The sequence below is a fragment of the Campylobacter anatolicus genome, from assembly GCF_018145655.1.
Taxonomy (GTDB): domain Bacteria; phylum Campylobacterota; class Campylobacteria; order Campylobacterales; family Campylobacteraceae; genus Campylobacter_A; species Campylobacter_A anatolicus.
The window spans coordinates 347291-365967 of record NZ_JAGSSY010000002.1; the positions used below are offsets into that span (position 1 = coordinate 347291).

The 18677-nt window shown below is 35.6% G+C and carries 19 protein-coding genes; 11 read left to right on the plus strand and 8 right to left on the minus strand.

Features of this window, described 5'->3' with window-relative positions; genetic code table 11:
- Nucleotides 1-105 precede the first annotated feature (105 nt).
- Complete coding sequence (locus KDE13_RS04795; RefSeq protein WP_212142990.1) at nt 106-600, plus strand: hypothetical protein; 495 nt, start codon at nt 106-108, stop codon at nt 598-600.
- Here the strand turns inward: KDE13_RS04795 and KDE13_RS04800 are convergent.
- The 3 genes from KDE13_RS04800 to gltX are packed head-to-tail and all read right to left on the minus strand — an operon-like array spanning nt 521 to nt 3739.
- Nucleotides 521-2155 (minus strand): lytic transglycosylase domain-containing protein, encoded by a 1635-nt coding sequence (locus KDE13_RS04800; protein WP_212142991.1) that lies wholly within the window; start codon nt 2153-2155, stop codon nt 521-523. The genes KDE13_RS04795 and KDE13_RS04800 overlap by 80 nt on opposite strands.
- Nucleotides 2136-2429 (minus strand): YggT family protein, encoded by a 294-nt coding sequence (locus tag KDE13_RS04805; protein WP_212140868.1) that lies wholly within the window; start codon nt 2427-2429, stop codon nt 2136-2138. Before KDE13_RS04805 ends, KDE13_RS04800 begins: the two co-directional genes overlap by 20 nt.
- A 14-nt stretch (nt 2430-2443) precedes the next feature.
- The gene (gene gltX / locus KDE13_RS04810; protein ID WP_212142992.1) at nt 2444-3739 is read right to left on the minus strand and encodes a glutamate--tRNA ligase; all 1296 of its coding nucleotides are present in this window, start codon (nt 3737-3739) and stop codon (nt 2444-2446) included.
- Nucleotides 3740-3867: 128 nt separating this feature from the next.
- On the opposite strand from gltX, the gene mscL reads away from it, so the two are divergent.
- The 6 genes from mscL to KDE13_RS04840 all read left to right on the plus strand — a co-directional run bounded on the left by mscL (nt 3868) and on the right by KDE13_RS04840 (nt 9043).
- Nucleotides 3868-4266 (plus strand): large-conductance mechanosensitive channel protein MscL, encoded by a 399-nt coding sequence (gene mscL, locus KDE13_RS04815; protein ID WP_212140870.1) that lies wholly within the window; start codon nt 3868-3870, stop codon nt 4264-4266.
- 23 nt (nt 4267-4289) lie between these two features.
- Nucleotides 4290-4928 (plus strand): Crp/Fnr family transcriptional regulator, encoded by a 639-nt coding sequence (locus KDE13_RS04820; protein ID WP_212142993.1) that lies wholly within the window; start codon nt 4290-4292, stop codon nt 4926-4928.
- A 114-nt stretch (nt 4929-5042) separates the two neighbouring features.
- Entirely contained in the window at nt 5043-5609 is a 567-nt protein-coding gene (locus KDE13_RS04825; protein ID WP_212140872.1) for a cytochrome c3 family protein, read from the plus strand.
- A 9-nt stretch (nt 5610-5618) separates the two neighbouring features.
- Nucleotides 5619-6989 carry a multiheme c-type cytochrome gene (locus KDE13_RS04830; protein WP_212142994.1) on the plus strand — a complete coding sequence of 457 codons (1371 nt, stop codon included), beginning with the start codon at nt 5619-5621 and terminating at the stop codon, nt 6987-6989.
- A 121-nt stretch (nt 6990-7110) separates the two neighbouring features.
- Complete coding sequence (locus KDE13_RS04835; protein WP_212142995.1) at nt 7111-8238, plus strand: metallophosphoesterase; 1128 nt, start codon at nt 7111-7113, stop codon at nt 8236-8238.
- 1 nt (nt 8239) lies between these two features.
- Nucleotides 8240-9043, plus strand: a complete 804-nt coding sequence (locus KDE13_RS04840; RefSeq protein WP_212142996.1) for a phosphatidylserine decarboxylase — start codon at nt 8240-8242, stop codon at nt 9041-9043.
- Between the two features lie 687 nt (nt 9044-9730).
- Here KDE13_RS04840 and KDE13_RS04845 read toward each other — a convergent pair.
- The 5 genes from KDE13_RS04845 to tupB all read right to left on the minus strand — a co-directional run bounded on the left by KDE13_RS04845 (nt 9731) and on the right by tupB (nt 15467).
- Nucleotides 9731-11320, minus strand: coding sequence for an ABC-F family ATP-binding cassette domain-containing protein (locus tag KDE13_RS04845; RefSeq protein WP_212142997.1), 1590 nt, complete (start codon nt 11318-11320; stop codon nt 9731-9733).
- Between the two features lie 406 nt (nt 11321-11726).
- Nucleotides 11727-12956 carry a glucose-6-phosphate isomerase gene (locus tag KDE13_RS04850; RefSeq protein ID WP_212142998.1) on the minus strand — a complete coding sequence of 410 codons (1230 nt, stop codon included), beginning with the start codon at nt 12954-12956 and terminating at the stop codon, nt 11727-11729.
- On the minus strand, nt 12943-13779 hold the full coding sequence (galU, locus tag KDE13_RS04855; protein ID WP_212142999.1) for a UTP--glucose-1-phosphate uridylyltransferase GalU: 837 nt from the start codon (nt 13777-13779) through the stop codon (nt 12943-12945). The genes KDE13_RS04850 and galU overlap by 14 nt, the downstream gene beginning before the upstream one ends.
- A gap of 33 nt (nt 13780-13812) precedes the next feature.
- Entirely contained in the window at nt 13813-14778 is a 966-nt protein-coding gene (gene tupC, locus KDE13_RS04860; RefSeq protein ID WP_212143000.1) for a tungstate ABC transporter ATP-binding protein TupC, read from the minus strand.
- Nucleotides 14775-15467, minus strand: coding sequence for a tungstate ABC transporter permease TupB (gene tupB, locus KDE13_RS04865; protein WP_212140880.1), 693 nt, complete (start codon nt 15465-15467; stop codon nt 14775-14777). The genes tupC and tupB overlap by 4 nt, the downstream gene beginning before the upstream one ends.
- A gap of 66 nt (nt 15468-15533) precedes the next feature.
- On the opposite strand from tupB, the gene tupA reads away from it, so the two are divergent.
- The 4 genes from tupA to KDE13_RS04885 all read left to right on the plus strand — a co-directional run bounded on the left by tupA (nt 15534) and on the right by KDE13_RS04885 (nt 18664).
- Nucleotides 15534-16349 carry a tungstate ABC transporter substrate-binding protein TupA gene (gene tupA, locus KDE13_RS04870; RefSeq protein WP_212140881.1) on the plus strand — a complete coding sequence of 272 codons (816 nt, stop codon included), beginning with the start codon at nt 15534-15536 and terminating at the stop codon, nt 16347-16349.
- A 37-nt stretch (nt 16350-16386) separates the two neighbouring features.
- Nucleotides 16387-16998: an IMPACT family protein gene (locus KDE13_RS04875; protein WP_212143001.1), complete on the plus strand. Its 612-nt coding sequence runs from the start codon at nt 16387-16389 to the stop codon at nt 16996-16998.
- Between the two features lie 45 nt (nt 16999-17043).
- A complete protein-coding gene (lgt, locus tag KDE13_RS04880) occupies nt 17044-17859 on the plus strand; it encodes a prolipoprotein diacylglyceryl transferase (protein ID WP_212143002.1) in 816 nt (271 codons plus the stop codon).
- A 100-nt stretch (nt 17860-17959) separates the two neighbouring features.
- A complete protein-coding gene (locus KDE13_RS04885; RefSeq protein WP_212143003.1) occupies nt 17960-18664 on the plus strand; it encodes a fumarate reductase cytochrome b subunit in 705 nt (234 codons plus the stop codon).
- Nucleotides 18665-18677: the final 13 nt, after the last annotated feature.

Here is an 18677-nt window from a genome sequence, read left to right on the forward strand (position 1 = left end):
GTTTAAATGAGAGTGATTATACACAAAATAGGCTTTAAAAAATATGAGTAGGCGAAATTTAACAATAAAAATGTTAAAATACGAATAAATTAAAAATGGAAGAAAATGAGAAAATTTATACTTTTTGCTACATTTATAGCACTATTTATCGCTTGTTCTAATAAAAATATTATCCATGAGCCGCTAAAAAATGAAATTTTAGCCTACACGAGCAAGAGTGAGCTTATAGATGGACAAGATCGCACTTTAATAATTGCGACCTATTTAAATCCTATTTATCAAAGTAAAATTTCAATTGCAAATCAAGAGAAATTTCTAGTCGCCATAAACCCAAAAGAGAGCGAGATAGACGTCACTAGTATCACATTAAATAACGAAAATAACGGCACTACAGTGCGTATGCTTGAAAGTAATGATGAACTTTTGGGCTTGAGCGGATTTAATATGCCTTGGTCTAGATATTATGAGATTACGGCACCGACTAAAATAGCAGACAAACTCACGCTTAAATTTAATATAATTACTTGCGAAACTTGTCCGTCAAAGCAGGTATTGTTAGAGTTTCAAAAAGTTGCGAAATCTTTATATTGGAACGAGTAAGAGAGCGATAAATAACGTAGTTTGCGAGGACTTTTTTGCCGTATAGTCGGCTTTCGCTAAGTGGCACTAGCTCCATCGACAAAAATGGCTCAAACTTGCCATCTCTAAACATATCATCACGAAGTAACATCTTTTTTGTAAAACCGATACCACCATTGTATGCGTATGCAACAAATAGTGGGTGTTGTAGAAATTTCTCCAAATAATTTAAATGGTGATTTGCAAATTTATAAGCAATCTCTGGCTTAAACATATCATCTTGGTCAAAATTTGGGATTTTAAGCTCCTTTTTGCCGATAGCATTAGCTAAAAACGGCATAAACTGCATAGTCCCAAGTGCATAAGATGTTGAGATAACGCTTGGTAAAAATAGACTCTCCTGCCTAGCTAAAGCAAAAATAAGCGAACTTCTATGCGGGTTAAGTCCTCTAAGCTCAGGCGAAACTGGCATGATGAAGTAGTGGTTTTTATACTCAGTTGCTCTTTGCATAAAATAGACATATATCCCTATACTATCTTTTGCGTAAAATTTTTTAGCTTGTACTTTTGCTTGTTCTGGGGTTAAATTTTTGATATTTTCGGCGGTCTTTTGCCATAAAAAAGGATCTGTGATGTCAAAATCCCTTACATTTTCTTCGGTTGGATTTGGCACTATTATCTCAAATGGTTTGGAGTGGACAAAATCTTTGGCAAAAAGCGAGTAGATATTTATATCTGTGCTGTTTGCAAGTTCGTTTAAAAATGATTCATCTTTGTTTATTAGATATAGCCAAAATGTCGCATTATCAATATAAAACTGCCTTTTATAAGTCTCTTTTGCACGTTTGAAAAACTCAGCTGCACGACTCTCTTTAAGCAGCGTAATAGCGTTTATGCCAAGTATAAAAGCATCGTTTTCACTAGTTATAAGTGGAGAAATTTTAAGTAAATTTTGTCTAAATTTAGTGTTGCTTTTATTTATAACTATCTTGTTTAAAAAAGTTGTAAATCCTTTTTGTGAATACAATTTATCCATAAACTCGCCACTAAAATCAGTGGCAAAAAATTTTTCTTTTTGTATGGTAGAGCTTGCATTAAAAAGGGCTAAAAATTTATCCGTTTCGCCGTTATTAGCAAAGACTATTGCAGGATTTTCACTATTTAAGCTTAAAAGCATTTTTGCTTTAGCTGGGTGCGAAATGGTTAGTTTTTCAGCTAGTTTGGCTCTTACATCAGCGGTTAGTTTTAAGCTAAAGCTTATCGTGGTTATGGTGTTTTGGCAAGTTGTATTTGCATCTAAGATATTTGCTACAGTTACCTTTGGGCAAAGGCTAGGGTGTGGCTTTGGCGGTAGAATTTTATCTATTGAACTTTGCACTGCCCCAGCACGGCGAAAGACATCTTTGCTTAGCTCTTGCACTTGTGCTTTAGTAGGACTTGTTTCATTTATCAAGCGGTTGATATAATAATCCTTTGCAAGTCCGCTTGGTTTGTCCTTTAACTCATCGAAGCTTAAAATTTTTCCGCAAGCACCAATGCAAATGAGCATTAAAAAACTAAATAGACGCAGCGACATTTAGTAAAAGCCTGATGATAAATAGGTCAAAAAATTGAAGTGCGAGCAGCACGATTATAGGGGCTAGGTCTATACCATTAAAGGTAGTCGGTATAAATCGTCTGATAAAGGCATATGCTGGTTCTGTTAGTCTTTGTAAAAGTTGCACTATAGGATTGTATGGGTCTGGTCTGACCCAACTAATGAGTGCTGCTATGATGATAATCCAGATGTAGATATGAATGACTGTGCTAAGTATGTTTGCAACGGCTGCTATGAATGTTGAAATTATCATTTATTCTCCTAAAATTATATAATGATCTTATCTAGATCGTCTTTGATGAGTGGGTATAGCTCACTTAGCTCAGGCCCATGTAGATCGCCTGTTAGTAGCTGTCTAAGGGGCATAAAGAAATTTTTACCTTTTAAACCAGTCACGCTCATAAGCTCTTTTTTAAACTCTTCGTAACTCTCGCCTTTTTTTAAATTTAAAGCCGCTTTTTTTATAGTTTCGAATTCGTTTTTATACTCATCTGGTGCTGTTTTGGTGCTATAAATTTTAGCTACTTTTTCTTTTATTTCAGGGATAAGTGAGCTTTCTTGAGTGTAAAATTTGACTAAGTTTACTCGCTCTTTACTGACATTAAATAGTTCGCACACTCGCTCGTCACTAGCTAGACGGATGTGTTCTCTATTTAGTTGTTCTAACTTTGCTATGTCAAATTTAGCTGGCGATCGTGAAATTTTGCTTATGTCAAACCACTGGACAGCTTCATTTATAGTAAAAATTTCACTCGGTGTTTTGTTACCAAGAAGTATAAGGTAGTTTGCTATCGCTTCAGGTAAAAATCCTTGTTCAAATAGCCATTTTACACTACTTGCGTTATCTCGCTTACTCATCTTTTTACCTTCTGAGTTTAGCAGTATCGGTAAATGAGCGTAGTGCATAGTGTCAGTGTAGCCAAGTCCAGCACGTATCAAGTCTTGTTTTGGCGTGTTGCTTACGTGATCTTCGCCACGTATGACAAAAGTAACACCTTCAAGCATATCATCAACTGCACAAGCGAAGTTGTATGTTGGTGTCTTGTCTGCTCTCATAATGACAAAGCTATCGACCGAATCAGGCTCAAAACTAAGTTCGCCTTTGATAGTGTCAGTAAAGCTCATAGTGTGTTCTGGCTTTTTCATACGTATGACAAATGGTTTTTTGTTTGATAAAACTTCTGCATCACTTAAATGTTCACAAGTACCATCATATCGGTATGCCACGCCTTGATCTTTTGCTTTTTGCTTTTTGCTTTCTAGCTCCTCTTCGGTGCAAAAACATGCAAATGCTTTTTTATCGATTAAAAGTTTTGAGGCAAGTTGACGGTGAAATTTAAGATTTTCACTTTGGATATAAATTTGCTGTGGAGTGATACCAAAACGCGATAAAATTTCTAAGATATCTTTTTCTTTACCATCTATATTTCGCTCTTTATCGGTGTCTTCTATACGAAGTATAAAGCCACTTTTGTCTTGAAGTGAGCAGATGTAGTTAAATATTGCGGCACGTAGGTTGCCTATATGCATATCTCCCGTTGGGGACGGTGCAAAACGATACATAAAATTTCCTTACATTAAAAATGGACAAAATTATATCATATTCAAATTTAGTAATTTATAATTTTATGCGTTTAAAAGCGATATTTATATACAATCGCATAATATTTATAAAATTTCAAGGAGAATAAATGAGTTTTATCAGCGAATTCAAAGAATTTGCAATGAAGGGCAATGTCATAGATATGGCTGTGGGTGTCGTTATCGGCGGTGCTTTTGGCAAGATAGTTTCATCGCTCGTTGGTGATGTTATTATGCCAATCGTAGGCGTCATAACCGGAGGTGTAAATTTTACAGACTTAAAAGTGGTGTTAAAAGATGCAGTTGGCGAAGTACCAGCGGTTACTATAAATTACGGCAGTTTTATACAAACTATGGTTGATTTTTTAATCATCGCATTTTGTATATTCTGTGTTATTAAAGCACTAAATTCGTTAAAACGCAAACAAGAAAAGCTCCCTGCTGAGCCAGAAGCACCAGCAGCTGATATCGCACTTTTAACAGAGATAAGGGACCTTCTTAAAAAATAAATTTTAAGATTAGGAGAGTAAAAATGCTAAGCAAAATTTCATTTTTCAAAGATTTGGATGAAACTCAGCTTAAGCGTTTAGAATCCATAACTATTTTAAAAAAGTATAAAAAGGGGGAGTTTTTATTTATGGAAGGAGATGAGCCAAAGTGGCTTATTTTCCTGCTTAGTGGCTCTATAAAGCTTTATAAAACTAGCCAAAATGGTAAAGAAATTTTCCTTCATCAACTTCCGCCAATGAATTTTGTCGCCGAGGTTGTAAATTTTGAAAATATAAAATACCCTGCAAGTGCGATATTTGTAGTATCTGGTGAGGTGCTAAAGATTGATTATGAAAAATTTTATAAAGAGTTTTTAACTGATCCGAAAATTTCTTTAAATTTTATCAAATCTATGTCGCAAAAGCTAAAAATCACAAGTAATCTTTTGCATCAAGAACTAATTTTAAGTTCAGAAGCAAAGGTGGCTAAGTTTATTTTAATGCACGAAGATCTCTTTAATGAGTTAAAACACACAAAGATTGCATCTATTTTAAACATAACTCCAGAAACATTCTCAAGAATTTTAAATAAATTTAAAATATCAAATATTATAAAACTTGATGAAAAGAACCAAATCGTAGAGAAAAATTCCGAAGAATTGGCTGAAATTTTTTCATACTGATATTTAATATCAAGTAAATATTAATTGATTTAAATCAATGCTTTTTTATTTTATTTATAGTAATATTAAGTTTAAAATTCGTTAAATTTAATATTTACGAAACAAGGAGAAAACTTGGCTACTGCTAAAAAGAAATTTCTTGTATGGTCATCTGTAGTTATAGGCATAGTGGCAGGATTGATCGCATCTATGGGTATTGCTGATGTGCTTCACGCTACTGGGAGTGGCTTTGTGTGCACGATGTGCCATACGATGGATCCTATGAATGCTGCGTATCACGAGGATACTCATGGTGGTAAAAACAAGCTCGGCATAAAGGCAGAGTGTTCAGCATGTCATCTTGATCACACTAGTGCATATACATATGTTTTAACAAAGATAAAAGTATCTATAAATGACGGATATAAGACATTTTTTACCAATACAAATAAGATTGATTGGCGTAAAAAACGCGAACATGCATCGCACTTTACATATGATAGCGGATGTATGACCTGTCATTCAAATTTAAAAGATGTTATCCAATCAGGTAAGTCATTTTTACCACACCGTGATTATTTCGTCCTTGGCAATGCAAATAAAAAATCTTGTGTTGATTGTCATAACCACGTAGGTCATAAAAATTTAGGTTTTTATATAGATAAATTTGAAAAACAAAAAGAAAATAATATAACTAAATAAGGAGGAGAGATGTTTAAAAAAGTTGCTATTTTATTAGCCTGTTTAGTATCTTTTAGCTTAAGTGCTAATGCTACTGATGGCAATCAGACAGACGCGGTCAAATTAAATGTTGTAAAAAACATTAAGGTCGCACACAAGATGTCTGATCTGTCAAAAAGCTGTGTTGAGTGCCACGCAGAGAAGACGCCCGGTATCGTTGCGGATTGGAAAAATAGTCGCCACGCACACGTTGGTGTTAGCTGTATGGACTGCCACTCTGTAAATGCTGATAGTCCAATGGCATCAGTCAAAGTGCATCCAAAAGATTCAAATAACCACGTTTCTATGTTAGTTAGCCCTAAAACTTGTGCTAAATGCCACGAGAATGAGGTAGCAGAATTTTTACAAAGCGGACATGCAAGAGGTGGTATGCAGATGTATGCAAATCCAGCTATGGTTAAGCTTATGTATCACTACGAGGGAGCAGATCATAAAGACTTTAAAATGGCTCCAGATGCGACTGGATGTAGTCAGTGTCATGGCACTATTATAAAGCTTGATGCTGATAAAAAGCCTATTGCTGCGTCTTGGCCAAATTACGGTATAGCAAACGTATATCCTGATGGTGGCGTAGGCAATTGTCGCTCTTGTCATAGCTCGCATACTTTTAAAATTTCGGAGGCTAGAAAGCCAGCGGCTTGTGCATCTTGCCACCTTGGACCAGATCATCCAGATATTGAGATATTTAACAACTCAATGCACGGGCATATCTTTAACTCTGAAGGTCATACTTGGAATTACGATAGTGCTCCTGATACTTGGGATGTGCCAGATTTTAGAGGGCCTACTTGTGCAACTTGCCATATGAGTGGTGTAGGTGAGACTACGACAACTCACAACGTTTCACTACGTTTAAAATGGAATCTTTGGGCACCAAGAAGTGAGTTAAGAACAGCAGGTTATGACCAAGCTTATGAGCAATACACAAAAACTGGCAAGATTAACGTCGGAACGCCACTTGCAGGACATCCAAATGGACCAGAGGCTGCACGTGCTGAGATGAAGCTGGTATGTAAGGTATGCCATACGACAACCCATACAAACAACTTCTTTGAGATGGCTGATAAGCAAGTTCAACTTTATAATGTCTATTATGATGAGGCTAAGAAGATGCTTGATGATCTAAAAGCTAAAAATTTATTGCTTGAAGATATGTGGGAAGATGAGTTTCAAGATGTATTCTATCACTTATGGCACCACGAGGGTCGTCGTATGAGACAAGGTGCTTTAATGGGCGGACCTGATTATTCACACTGGCATGGAGTATTTGAAGTTAAAAATGATATCAGAAAACTTCGTAAGATCTACAAAGAGAGAATAGAAAGCGGTAAAATAGAGTAATCTAATACTTAATCTCTTATGGGGCAGGATCTTTACCTGCCCTTTTTAAATTCATCTTTAAATTTTCATTTAGTTTAATAAAACTCAATATAATCTTTTTAAATTTTTAAAAAGGAAATATTTGGGTCTTTTACGCATAATCATTGGTGCAATTATATTTAGTGCTTTTATAAATTTTTACTCATATAAACGTTTTATAAAAAAGATTGTATTTTTGCAGCCGTATTTAAGCTACATACGTTGGTCTTTGGTTGTTGTATCAATTGTTGAGTTTGTATTTGTTTTGCAGATTAGATTTGCATTTTTAAGTATTGAGCTTTATATGTTTTCGGCAGCCTTAATCGCATTTTCGCTATTTTTATTTGGGCTTAGCGTGATTTATGATGTTTTAAGAGTTTTATTTAGGCGGACCAAATTTAGCCAAAATCGACGTAAATTTATCAAATTTTGCTTTGATGTTACATTTTTGATACTACTATTTAGCTACTTTTTTAAAGGGCTATTTAACGCATTAACGCCACCGAAAATAAACTTTACTGAAATAAAGATAAAAAATTTAAAAGTACCATTTAGGATAGCAATGATTACCGATGTGCATATCGGTGAGTTTTTGCAGAAAGAATTTTTAGCAACACTTGTTTATAGTATCAACCAAACAAAGCCAGACGTAGTCGTGATAGTGGGCGATATGATTGATTTTGAGGCGGATAAGATAGGAAGTTTTTTAGATCCGCTTGATGAGTTACGATCAACTTATGGAACGTTTTATGTGCCTGGTAATCACGAGTATTACCACGGTATTGACGGCATAATGGATAAAATTTCTAGTCATAACGTAACTATACTTGGTAATAAAAACGTCCAAATCGGTGGCGTAAATTTAGCTGGTGTTTATGACTTGGCTGGATTTAGATTTAAACATCTTGAGCCAAATTTGGATGCTGCACTTAAAAATATGGATAAAAATTTACCAACTATCCTACTCTCTCATCAGCCAAAATTTATAAAACAATATGATGCCGAGCTAAGTAAAAAAGGCGTAGATCTAGTGCTTTGCGGACATACGCACGGTGGTCAAATTTTTCCATTTCAAATTTTGGTTTGGTTAGATCAGCACTATTTACGTGGACTTTATAAACATAATGATAAAATGCAAGTTTATGTTAGCTCTGGTGCTGGATTTTGGGGACCACCGGTGCGTATAATGGCACCAAGTGAGATAGCGATATTAAATTTAATCGGAGAGTAAAATGAGTAACGATAAGATTATTTCACGTATTTTTGGGCGTTTTAGTGGGATTAAATTTCCAAAAATCATACAAAATTTCATAAACACACAATATGTAAAGTGCTTTAAAATAGATATGAGTGAGTTTCAAGACGCAAAGGAGTATGTGAGCTTAAACGCACTTTTTACACGCTCACTCATAAAGCCACGTATGTTTGATACAGCAGAGCAGATCTTTATCAGTCCAAGCGATGGCACATGTTTAAGCGTAGGCACGAGCGAACAGAGTAGGGCATTTAGTATCAAAGGTATGAGCTATGATATGGCTGAGCTTTTGGGTTACGAGGCTGGTGAAGATCTATCAAATAGCTATGATTTTGCAAACATATATCTTAGCCCAAAGGACTATCACCGATACCACGCACCTTGCGATATAAACATAAAAAAGGCGATCTATATCCCTGGGCGACTTTATAGTGTGGCAGTTAAGTGGTTAAAAAAAGTTGATAGCCTATATACGAAAAACGAGCGTGTGGCACTAGAGTGTGAGATTAGTAGTGGTAAAAAGCTATGGCTTGTCTTTGTTGGGGCATTAAATGTCGGAAAGATGAAGTTTGTCTTTGATGAGCGGATACAGACAAATGCAATGTCTAACTTCACACAAATTTATGAATATGATAATCTAAAAGTAAAAAAGGGTGATGAACTGGGTAACTTTGAGCTTGGCTCAACTATCGTGATAATTAGCGAAAAAGATGCGATAGAGTATAATTTATTTGAGGGTAAAAGCCTTAAATTCGCCGAGAGTATCGGTATGATAAAATAAATCAGTGAACTATAAAATTTATTAGTCTGATCTTGATTTTTAGTAATGTTTGTGGTGTTGTCTTATGTATTATATAAAGATGGCTGATAGTAACATATATCGTTTTAATTATATTTATCTTGCAGATAAACTCATTACTAGAAGTGAGAGTTAATAGTTAAAATTTAAGTAAGCGACAAACACAACGCAATACTTGTGAAAAATGAAAAATTTGATAATATAACTCACATTGTACTTGCTTGTTTGCATAGCGATCATATCGGTGATTTAATGAGTACTAAGAGATGAATTTTAAAATACAAAACTGATTATAGATAAAATTAGCATGGGATTTTCTTGCTTAGTGTAAAGTGTATCAAACATTAAACATTTTAATCAATATGGAAAATATCATACTCATTAAAAAATCCGTATTTTAGGGATAAAGACGCTCTAATAGTTTTATTTATATTTTATTTGATAAATACATACTTTTTAAACTCTGAATGACTTTTGCTATTTATTGGATAAAAGGTATGTGTGGTTAAGTATGTTTGAAATTTGATAAGTAGTTTGTCATACATTACAACTAAAATGCTACTTTATAAGTAAAGTTAATTTGCTGAAATATCTGCAAAACAAGTGAGGTTTTATCTGTTTTACTAGCTTTTGCTATATTAATAAAACTACTCACTTAAATTTTATCTTTTAATATTCAAGTCCCAAATTTGTGCGATACTCTTCGTATGTCCCACGAAAATCAACTATCTCGCCATCACCTTTAAGATGTAAAATTCGGTTTGCAAATGCGTCTATTAGCTCTCTATCGTGACTCACACAGATGACTGAGCCAGTGAAATTATAAAACGCCTCGCCAAGTGCGATAATGGCTTCAAGATCAAGGTGGTTATTTGGCTCATCCATTACGAGCAGATTTGGACGATGGAGCATAAGTTGTGCTAAGCGAACCCTATGTTTTTCTCCGCCGCTTAACGCACTGACTGATTTTTCTTGATCTGCTCCGCTAAATAGCATTCTACCAAGACACTTGCGAATTTCATCAATGTCTTTATTTTTTGCATCTTGCAGATACTCATATAGTTTTAATTCGCCATCTATTTTATTGACTGTATCTTGTGCAAAGTAGCCAAGCTCAATGGTCGCTCCTATATGCATCTCTCCGCTATCTGGTGCTAGTTCGCCGGTAATAAGCTTACAAAGTGTACTTTTACCAACACCATTGTGTCCGATGATAGCTAGTTTATCACCCTTTTCAAGCTTGAAATTTAGCCCATTAAATACAATTTTATCATCAAATTTTTTATTGATATTTTTAAGCTCTATTAGTTCATTTCCTATCTCACGATTTGCACGAAACAAAATACTCGGATCTCTTCTACTTGATATGGCAATCTCGGCAATGTCAAGCTTTTCAAGTTGTTTTGCACGACTAGTAGCTTGTTTTGCCTTGCTTGCATTTGCTGAAAATCGTGCGATAAAACGCTCCAGCTCCTCTTTTTCTTTTAACTTCTTATCGCGTTCCATCTCGTGCTGTTTTGCTATCAAATTTGCTGCTACATACCAGTCGTCATAGTTGCCACTAAACTCACGAATTTTTTTAAAATCCACATCTAGAATATGCGTGCAAACTCTGTTTAAAAAGTGTCTGTCGTGGCTTATAACAACGAGTGTTCCATCGTGGTGATTTAGCTCATTCTCTAGCCAAGCAATCGCGTCAATATCAAGGTTGTTTGTCGGCTCATCAAGAAATAAAATATCAGGCTTTGGGAAAAGCACTTGAGCTAAAAGTACTTTGACTTTATCGGAATTCTCAACCTCGCTCATTAGCTTATCAAACTCATTTAGCCCCAGTGAGCTTAAAATTTTCTCTATTCTGGTCTCATATTCGTATGTTGGATCTTCCTCGGCTGATATCATCTCGAGTTCGCTTAAGCGGTCATTTATAGCGTCTGTAAATTCTTCGCTCATATAAAGCTTTTCTTTCTCTTTGACCGCATCGTATAGGCGTTTGTTACCATATAGAACAGCATCTTTAAGTGTAAAGTTTTCAAATGCAAACTGATCTTGTCCTAAAACGCCAACTTTTAAGCCATTTTCTATAACGATCTCACCACTAGTGGCTTCTATCTCACCACTTAAAATTTTTAAAAATGTTGATTTCCCGGCCCCATTTGCACCGATTAAGCCGTATCGATTATGACGATTGAGTTTTAAACTCACATCTTCAAAGAGCAAACTACTTGCAAATCTTTGTGTGAGTCCTTTAACTTCTAACATATCTTTCCTTTTAAATTTTCTTAATTTTTGCTGTATTGTGCCAAAAGTTTGGTTAAATTACGATAATTTGTAAATGACAAGATTTATTTTGCGAGCTTTTGTTTTTATTAAAGATAGGTGACTAACAAAATCAAAGTTATATTTGCGGTCTTATAATAAGTTTTACTCTTATTTACATCATAACTCTTTTTAAAGTCTTTGCTCGTCCAGTAAAGTGTTTAATCTTTTGTTAATGGTATGAGTATAATCACACTTTGCTTGTAGTCGTGAGTGCAACAAAGTAAAAACTACTCCTATCTTCAATAAACTCCAACTCTCACACGCTTAAGATTACTATGTCTTGGATTTACAGTTAGAATATTATTAAATTTAATCTATAAAGTTTGAATATAGAAAAGATAAGTCGCTATTTAGAGAGCATAGTTTTTAAGATACGCTTACCTATCTCTACTCCGGGCTGATCGTAAGTATTTATCCCTAGCATTATCCCTGTTGCAGATGTTAGCAGCTCATAGTAAAATATCAGCCAACCAGCGTGCCATTCATCAAGTCGCTCAAGCTCTATCATATCTACGCTAAGCCCCTCTTGCACAAGTGCCGCCATAGTCGCATCGCACTGAGCATTTAAAAGCTCGCTTAAGCTTAGTCCTGCCACAAAATCACAACTCTCAAGCCCCTTTAAGCTGAAATTTGGCACTTTTAAAGGTTTATTTGCACCACTATCTTGCTCCTTTACTTTGATAAAAGTTATCGTTTTATCCTTCACACCATCCATTATAAGCTGCAAAAAGCTATGCTGATCTCGGCTTCCTATGAGTCCTACAGGCGTACGCCCTATGCGTTTGTAACCACTTTTTTTGCCAAGACTCTCTGCCCAAAGCTGAACATACCAGTCGTTAAATTTAACAAATCTATCACAATAACTAAATACAACATTTATATTTGCATGGCGGTGTGTTGCGTAATGATGAGCTTTTGCGATGATTGAACTATCATTTTGTATAATATATTGTGCCTTACACGCTAAAGCCCCAGATAAAAGCTGTGCTATATCATATCCGCAAAGAGCGAGCGGGACTAGTCCAATGCAACTAAGCACACTAAAGCGACCTCCGACATTTGATGGGATATTAAAATACTTAATGTCATTTTCTTTGGCAAAATTTTGTAAATTTGTATCAGGATCGGTAATAATTAGAAAATTTTCACTCAAATTTTGTGGCTTAAACTCATCTAAAAGGCATTTAAATATCGTAATCGTTTCAATCGTATTGCCGGATTTTGAGCTTATTATAAAAAGCGTTTCACTAAATTTTACACTACTTAATACATTTTTGTAGCTTTGTGTATCAAGGTTATCTAAGAAAAATAGCTCACGTTTTCGCCCATTTGCACTTAGTAGCCCATCAAGAGCCTTAACACCTAGCGAACTACCTCCGATACCCACAAGTACGACATTTTTTATATGCTTTAAACTATTTTCATACTCATAAATTTCATCCATCAAGGACGCACCAAGCCTAGGTAGATGATAATACCCAATCTCGCCACTTTCATACTCATCGTTTATCCTCTTTGCGTAAGCGGCGATATTTGCAGCATCTGCGAAGTTAAATTTAAAGCTATTTGTTACCATCGGCTTTACTTTTTTGATAGAAGAAATTTGTTGCTTCTACGTAGCCGTCAATGCTACCACAGTCAAATCTCACACCCTTAAATTTATAAGCTAATACTATGCCTTCTTTCGCCTGAGTTTTTAGTGCGTCAGTTATCTGTATCTCACCGTTTTTACCGGGTTTGGTACGCTCTAAAATGTTAAAAATATCAGGCGTTAAGATATAACGTCCTATTATAGCTAAATTACTCGGAGCCTCGCTAGGATCGGGCTTTTCAACCATATCATCAATCATCATAAGACCATCTTCTATAAAGCGTCCGCTCACAACACCATACGCACTAACTTGCTCCTTTGACACCTCCATTACAGCTACGATAGAACAGCGGCATTTCTCATAAATTTTTACCATTTGTGATAACACACCTTCGCCATTTTTATTAACACAAAGGTCATCTGCTAGTATCACACCAAAGGCTTCATCACGCACGAGCGTCTTGCCTGTTTGTATGGCATGTCCTAGACCTTTCATCTCATTTTGGCGAGTAAAAGAGAAAGTGCAACGCCCCATAAGCTCACGAATATCAGCTAAAAGTGGCTCTTTAGAAGTCCCTGCTATTTGGTGTTCTAGCTCATAACTAATATCAAAATAATCCTCCAAGGCACGTTTTCCACGCCCTGTTACAAACGCCATATTATCCATACCAGCTTCTAATGCCTCATCAACGCCGTAATGCACGAGCGGTTTTGTAAGAATAGGCAACATCTCCTTTGGAAGCGTCTTTGTTGCTGGTAAAAATCTCGTTCCATATCCAGCTGCCGGAAATAGGCAAGTTTGTATCATATTTATCCTTTAAATTTAGTCTTCAAATTTTAACTACTCTAAGCTTAAAAATGCCTCATTTGGTATACTAAAATAAATTTTATCACCTGTAATTAGGCGATCTTGGCTAAACTCTTTACGTTCTTTTACACATTTTAGCAGTATCGAACCGACTTTGATTTTGATTAAAATTTTATCGGTATAAATAAGTGAAACTGAGTGTAAAATACCGCCGAAATAGCCGTTAATATGTGTAAAGCTCAAATTTATAAGATTTTGATTTATAGCGACTTTTGATGAAGCTTTAAGTGTCTTAGGCAAGACAAATCTCACACCATCGCCACACTCCACGGTTCCATTAGCAGCACTAAATATATTTTTTATCTCAAACTCACTCACTCGTCCCTGATGCAAAAAAACACTCTCCTCGCTAATCGCACTTAGCCACTTCTCGTCATGACTAGCGATTATAAAGCCACTTTTATACTGAGATTTTGCGTATTCAATTGCTTTTGCAAAAAGCCTTGCAGTAGCGATATCTACGGCATTTGTCGGCTCGTCTAATAAATTTAGACGAGAACGCAGACAGAGCAAAAGAGCAAATGCTACACGCTGAGTTTGTCCGGAGCTTAGCTCATAGTGCTTTTTAACTAAAAAACTCTCATCAAGCCCCACAAGAGCTAATGCCTCGCCTACGTAAGCTTTAAATTTGTCTAAATTCCCACGACTTTTTAGAGCAAATTCAAAGTTCGCTCTTACACTTCGTTTTAGCAACATTGGCTCAGGTAGCAACACTGATATATCGCGTAACTCATTAAGCCTTAAACGCTCCTTGCCCCAAATTTTTATAACGCCACAAGTTGGCTTTTCTAAGTGACTTAAACAGCGTATTAGAGTACTTTTACCAGAGCCGTTTGAGCCAAGCAGAGCGGTTATTTTACTAGTAGAAATTTGTAAATTTTTTATATCTAAAATTTGATGAGTGCCGTATCTTACGCTTAAATTTGAAACTTCTATCATCTATCAAGCCTTTTTAGCGAGTGGATAAATAAATTTACTATAAATGCAATGCTTATAAGCACTATGGCAAGGGCAATACCCATATCAAACTCGCCCTTATTTGTCTCAAGCGATATGGCAGTTGTTATCGTGCGGGTAAACCACTTGATATTTCCACCTACTAGCATCGCCACACCTACCTCAGCGACTATACGACCATACGCAGTAGCTGCGACTACCATAAGCGAGTAACGCAATTCATAAAGCACACAAAATGGTAGCTTTAATGGGTGTAAATGATATGCAAATATCGTGTAATAGTGCTTTTTCTCCATATTTCCAACTACACTTGCACTTAGCGAGATTATAATCGGTAAGGCTAGTATAAACTGCCCTATCATAATCGCTTTAAGCGTAAAAAGTAGCCCAAGTGAGCCAAAAGGCCCGTTACGCGTGATAAATGCGTATAAAATAAGCCCTATAGCAACGGTAGGCACTGCAAGCATCGTATCACTGACAAGCCTAAGTGCCTTAGCACATGGAAATTTATAAAATCCAAGTATAAAGCCAAGCGGTAGTCCAAATGCGAGAGCAAAAATTATAGAGACACTAGATGTATAAAGTGTTGCTTTTATCGCTGAGTATGTTTGCGGATCGCCGTTTAATAAAAGGTGAAAAGCGGCAAAAATTCCATCAATAATATAATCCAAAAATAACCTTTATTAAATTTATTATGCTATGATAGCATAATTAAACCAAATTTTAAAGGAGTATTAATGAATAAAATAGTTTTAGCGTCTATTTTAGTTGCAACTTCTATGTTTGCAGCCGATAGCGACTTAAATATGGCAACAACGACAAGCACTGATAACACAGGGCTACTTGATGCGATATATCCAGTGTATAAAGCAAAAACTGGTGTTGATCTAAAATGGACTGCCGTAGGTACTGGTGCGGCTTTAAAAATGGGCGAAAACTGCGATGTGGATATACTTTTTGTGCATTCACCAAAGGTAGAAAAAGAGTTTATCGAAAAGGGATTTGGCGTTGAGCGTAAAGCGGTAATGTATAATGACTTTGTCTTAATTGCTGATAAATCAATTGCTGATAAATTTAAAGGTAAGGATATAAAAGGCTCATTTGATATGGTAAAGGCAGAGAAAATTCCATTTTTCTCACGTGGTGATAAGTCAGGCACGGACAATAAAGAAAAAGGAATTTGGAAAAAGATCATCGGAGATGTGCCAGAACATGACGCTTGGTATCGCCAAACAGGACAAGGAATGCTTGCTACTATAAAAGCTGCTGAGGAGCAAAAAGGTGTTACATTTACAGATCGTGGCACATATATAAAGTATGAGGCAAACGAAAAAGGCGATCCAAATCTAGTCATTATAAACGAAGGCGATAATGACCTTAAAAATTTCTACTCAGTCATTGCAGTTAGCCCTAAACACTGCAAAAAAGCAGACATTGAGAATGCTAATAAATTTATAGAGTGGATCACGGGCGAAGAGGGTCAAAAGTTTGTAGCTGATTTTAAACTACTTAATAAGCAACTATTTACACCAGATGCTAAAACTCGCAAATAAGTCTTGGGCGGACTTCCGCCCTACCTTATAAATTAAAATGCAGACGATAGATAAAATTTATAAAGCCCAAATTGAGATAAAAAAATCAAATTTCTTGTCATTTTTATGTCCAATGAGTGAATTTAAAAGTACTCACGAGTGGCTAAAAAACGAGCATCAAAAGGCGGTGCATATCGTATGGGCTTACAGAGAGCTTAATAAATACAATCAAATCGTAGAGAATCAAAACGATGACGGAGAGCCAAAAGGCACTAGCGGAGCTCCTAGTTTAAATGCCTTGCGTGGAGCAAATTTAATAAATACAGGTGTGTTTATCGTGCGATATTTTGGTGGGATAAAGCTAGGCACAGGCGGACTTGTCAGAGCCTATGGCACAGCTGTAAATTTAGCCATAGATGAAGCGAGATTAATAGAATTTGAGCAAAAAAGCGAAACAAAGTTTTTTACGCCATTTTCGCTTATGGCTAGATTTGAATATTATTTTAAAGACGGTATAGAGTATGAGCGTGAGTTTGTCACTAATGGTGCTACGTGGAATGTAAATCTAAAGCAAGATGAGTTTTATAAATTTTATGAATTTGCTCATGTTTATGATATGCAAGGGTTTAAATTCTTAGCCCTTCCGCTTATCGCTAAATCAATATTTTAAGCAAAAATTTTATAAAATTCTTTAAATTTAATACAAAGAAATATAATGCAAACTTGGAATAATATATATAACAACTTTGATCCTGTGGCGTTTAGTATATTTGGATTTAACGTGCATTGGTATGGGCTTATGTATGTTTTAGCTTTAGTTACTGCACTTATGGCGGCTAAATACTTTGTTAAAAAAGATGGCATAAACATAAAAGATCCGATACTAGATAACTACTTTTTTTGGGTGGAGATAGGTGTGATATTTGGTGCTAGGCTTGGCTGGTGCTTTATCTACTCAGGCGATGCGTTTTATTTCATAACTCATCCATGGCAAATTTTTAATCCATTTCACAACGGCGAGTTTGTTGGGATCCGTGGTATGAGCTATCACGGAGCAGTAGTTGGTTTTTTGCTTGCAACGGTGATGTTTTGTAAAAAATTTAAACAAAATTTATGGACTTTACTAGACCTTTGTGCTTTGTGTATTCCTTTTGGCTATATCTTTGGGCGGATTGGAAATTTTTTAAATCAAGAGCTAGTAGGGCGAGCCACGGACGTTAGCTGGGGCATTTATGTGCTTGGTATTTTGCGTCATCCGTCGCAGCTTTACGAAGCATTACTAGAGGGAGTGGTGGTATTTATTATTCTTTTTATATATCGTAAATTTAAAAAATTTGACGGCGAACTAATCGCACTTTATGCTATGCTTTATACTTTAGCAAGGTTTATATGTGAATTTTACAGAGAGCCTGATAGTGGACTTGGATTTATATTTTTAGGGCTTTCAATGGGACAAATTTTATCTATTATTATGTTTAGTGCTGGTCTTATGGCTTACGCTATACTTAAAAGGAAAAATATCTGTATTTAATTGTTGTTAAAGTTAGATTAGAGTATCATTATGTAAAATCATATGAAATTTAATATTTTTTTTTAAATTTCATTTAAAATATTTCTTAAGAGGAGGGCTCATGAGTGAGCTTATAGAGGGTTTTTTAGGTAGGCAGGTTGACACCAAAAAGAGTAGAATACCTGCTGCTTGGGATAGATGGCAAAGTATAACGGGTTTCATCTTAGCCTGTTTTATCCTATGCCATATGGTTTTTACTTCTACGATCTTGCTTGGCAAAGAAGTATTTAACGCCGTTGTTGGTTTCGCAGAAGCTAAATTTTTATTTGGTGAATCGACTTGGTGGATAACAAACGTTATCGCAGCAGTTATATTTGTCATTTTTATAACTCATGCATTTTTAGCTATGAGAAAATTCCCGGCAAATTATAGACAATATAAGATGTTTAAAGGGCACAAAGATCGTATGAAACACGCTGATACAACACTTTGGTGGTTTCAGTTTTTGACTGGTTTTGCACTATTTTTTGCAGCTAGTGCACACTTGGTTGATATAGTATTTGGTGGACATATTACTGCTGATAACTCGGCTGCAAATTTTCAAACACTTGAGATATTTTATTTTGCATTGCTTGTATTTATGGTAATTCATGCTGGTGTTGGAATGTATCGTTTGTATGTAAAATGGATAAGCATAGATGGTATAAATAAGACTGAAATGTTGGCAAAGAGAAACAAGGCTAGGCTTGTTATATTTGCTATTTTTGGAACACTCGCATTAATCGCATTAATCGCTGATTTCGTGTGGATCGGTCTTAGTCATTAGATAATAGGAGCTA